Origin of the sequence: Pinirhizobacter sp., from assembly GCF_035317885.1 — a bacterium.
Lineage (GTDB): Bacteria > Pseudomonadota > Gammaproteobacteria > Xanthomonadales > Rhodanobacteraceae > Pinirhizobacter.
This window is the reverse complement of the sequence record NZ_DATHFX010000445.1, coordinates 1-2,942: the sequence shown is the minus strand read 5'-3', so window position 1 is coordinate 2,942 and position 2,942 is coordinate 1. Positions and strand designations below refer to the sequence as shown.

Annotated in this window: 3 protein-coding genes; all 3 read right to left on the bottom strand. The window is 63.5% G+C overall.

Annotated elements, in window-relative coordinates; all coding sequences use genetic code 11:
• Window positions 1-364 precede the first annotated feature (364 nt).
• Entirely contained in the window at window positions 365-1,186 is an 822-nt protein-coding gene (locus VK519_RS14675) for an ATP-binding cassette domain-containing protein (RefSeq protein WP_324350959.1), read from the bottom strand.
• Complete coding sequence (locus tag VK519_RS14670) at window positions 1,183-2,145, bottom strand: ABC transporter ATP-binding protein (protein ID WP_324350958.1); 963 nt, start codon at window positions 2,143-2,145, stop codon at window positions 1,183-1,185. The genes VK519_RS14675 and VK519_RS14670 overlap by 4 nt, the downstream gene beginning before the upstream one ends.
• A partial coding sequence (locus tag VK519_RS14665; RefSeq protein ID WP_324350957.1) for an ABC transporter permease occupies window positions 2,142-2,942 on the bottom strand: 801 nt, incomplete at its 5' end. The genes VK519_RS14670 and VK519_RS14665, both read right to left, overlap by 4 nt.

The window sequence follows — 2,942 nt, the reverse complement described above, 5'->3', positions numbered from 1 at the left end:
GTCTTCGTGAGCTTGAGTCTTGGCATTCCTATCCTCCGACGAGGCCAGACTTCAGGTGCGGAATAGGTGCAGCCAGAAATCCAACCGTGGCGTACGACCGGCCAGGATTGGTTCACGATACGAAGTGGAAATGCCAGGTAGATCAGGCGCTTATCGTACCGTGGCGTACTGCCGGCTGGAGATAGGATAGGCTGTCCATCGCCCCTCAAAATCAGGTTTCCTCACGGAAGTGTTGGTTCGATTCCGACCGGGGGCACCATCTTAGAATGCAAGCGGAACAGCGTTTTATGCTGGTTGCTTGTTTTCCACAGTTGGAACAGCCCGGGTACAAAAGTCTAACGTCTAAGTCTAACGTCTGCAGACGTTAGACTCCCCGCCGGTCCGCCCCCCGTCTTCCGTCCAGTCCTCGAGGTACGGCCGCCAGCAGTGATTGCGTATAAGCGTGTCGTGGCGACCTTAGTACCTGCTGCGGTATCCCTTCTTCTACCACTTGGCCCTGCCTCATCACGGCCAGCGCCGAGCAAACCCGGGCCACTACTGCCAGGTCGTGGCTGATCAGGACGATCGTCAGCCCAAGCTCGGCGTTCAATTCCTGCAGCAAGTTGATAATTTGGCCCTGCAACGACACATCCAGTGCCGACACGGGTTCGTCTGCCACCAGAAGCTCCGGCGCCATTGCCAGCGCCCGCGCAATGCCTACTCGCTGCCGCTGCCCGCCAGAGAGCTCGTGCGGGAACCGACCGGCAAGCGTCACATCCAGGCCTACCCGGTCCAGCAACCGAGGCAGCTCGGCGGCCGTGGCTCCGCGCGCGGCCAGTGCCTCGGCCACCGTTCGTCCCACTCGCTTGCGTGGGTTCAGGGACGACCCGGTATCCTGGAAAACCATTTGGACGCCATGCCGGAACGCCCTCAAGCTCGCGCTATTCATGCGAAGCACGTCTTCGCCCCGGAAACTGAGCTGGCCTGATGTTGGCTTGATCAGCCGCACCATGATCTGCGCGAGGGTCGACTTGCCGCTGCCGCTCTCGCCGACGAGGCCGAACACAGCGCCCTTCGGGACCGCTAGGGATACTCCATCGACTGCGACCACGCTGGGTTTTAGTTCGCCGCGCAGCCGCCGGACCAGAGGCTGTCGCAGCCGATACTCCTTGCGAATACTTTTCAGCTCCAACAGCGTCTCGCTCACGTCGGAGTTTCCCAACAAACGCTGAGGTGTCCGTCCTTGCGCCGCATCGGCGGCATCTCCAGGCTGCATCGCTCCTGCGCAACTTGGCAGCGAGACGCGAAGGCGCATCCGGGCAGCTCGGTGCCTAACCGGGGCGGAAGACCAGGGATCGTCGGCATCGGCCCGGTCTTGCCGTCCAACCTCGGGATGCAGCGCAGCAGTTGACGTGTATACGGATGCCATGGCGTGTCGAAGACATCTTCAACCGCGCCGCTCTCCACGACGCGACCGGCGTACATCACCGATACGCGGTCGACGATTCCTGCCACCAGATCGAGGTTATGACTAATGAACAGCACGGCGATACCAAGCTCCCGCCGGATGCGGTCCAGCATGGCAATGACCTGCGCCTGTACTGTCACGTCGAGTGCAGTGGTCGGCTCGTCGGCGATCAGCAGCTTTGGGTCGTTGCACACGGCCAAGGCCGTCATGACACGTTGGCGCATGCCGCCGCTCAGCTCATGCGCGTAGGCGTGCGCCCGCTCAGCCGGGCGGTGTATGCCCACCAGGTTCAACAGTTCGACAGCGCGTGTCCAAGCAGCCTTACGCCCCAGCTCCTGATGCGTTCGCAAGCTGTCAACGATTTGCCGCCCGACGGCAATCGCAGGATTCAGCGCCGTCAACGGATCCTGGAAAATCATGCCGATGTCGCTGCCGCGCCGGGCATTGATGGCGCGATTGCTGAGGGTCGCGAGATCGGTACCGGCAAAGGTAATACGGCCGCTGCTGACGCGCGCGCCGGGCGGTAGCAGCCGCATGATGGAGAGCGCGGTCAAGCTCTTGCCAGATCCGCTTTCTCCGACGAGCCCGACGACCTCCCCCGGCGCGATGCGCAGGTCGACGCCGCGCACGACCTCGCGCCAGCGATCCCGCGCGCCGAAAGCCACGTGCAGTCCAGCGATTTGCAACAGCGGTGTCATGTCGCCAGTGCTGCCGTCGCATGGCGTGGGTCGAGCCGGTCCCGGAGACCGTCGCCCAGCAGGTTGAACCCCACGACTGAAACCGAAATCGTGGCGCCCGGGAAGACCGACAACCACCAATCGCCCGACAGAAGGTAGTTGCGCGCGTCGGCCAGCATGTTGCCCCAGCTTGGCGTCGGCGGCTGCACGCCAAGGCCAACGAAGCTGACGGACGCCTCGATGACAATGCCGATGGCCAGCAGCAGCGTGCTCTGGACGATGACCGGCGACAGGCAATTGGGCAGCACGTCCGATACGATGATGCGCAGACTGGAGGTGCCCTGCAGCCGGCGGGCAAGAACGTAATACGCTTGGGACTCGACAGCCGCGGTAGTGTAGGTCACCCGGGCGAGCGTGGGGATGTACAGTACGCCAAGCAGCACGGACAGTTTCAGCTCGCTGCCCACTGTGAACGGGCCCCAATGCGCGTCGCCAACGCCGAAGATGCCGACGAGGGCGATCGCCCAGATCAGGATCGGGATGGCGGCGATCGCCTCGAGAAAGCGCATGGTGATCTGCTCCAGCCAGCCGCCGCGATAGAAGCCGGCCATCAGGCCGAGCGATACGCCGCCCGCCATGCCGATCATGACGGCGATGGCCGCGACGCTGATGGATGCGCGGGCCCCCCAGATGATGCGGCTGAGGATATCCCGGCCCGACTGGTCGGTGCCGAACCAGAATTCCGGCCCGGGCTCCTGCATCTGGTTGACGATATCGACCTTCAGCGGGTCATGGGGGGCGATCCAGGGGGCGCCGAC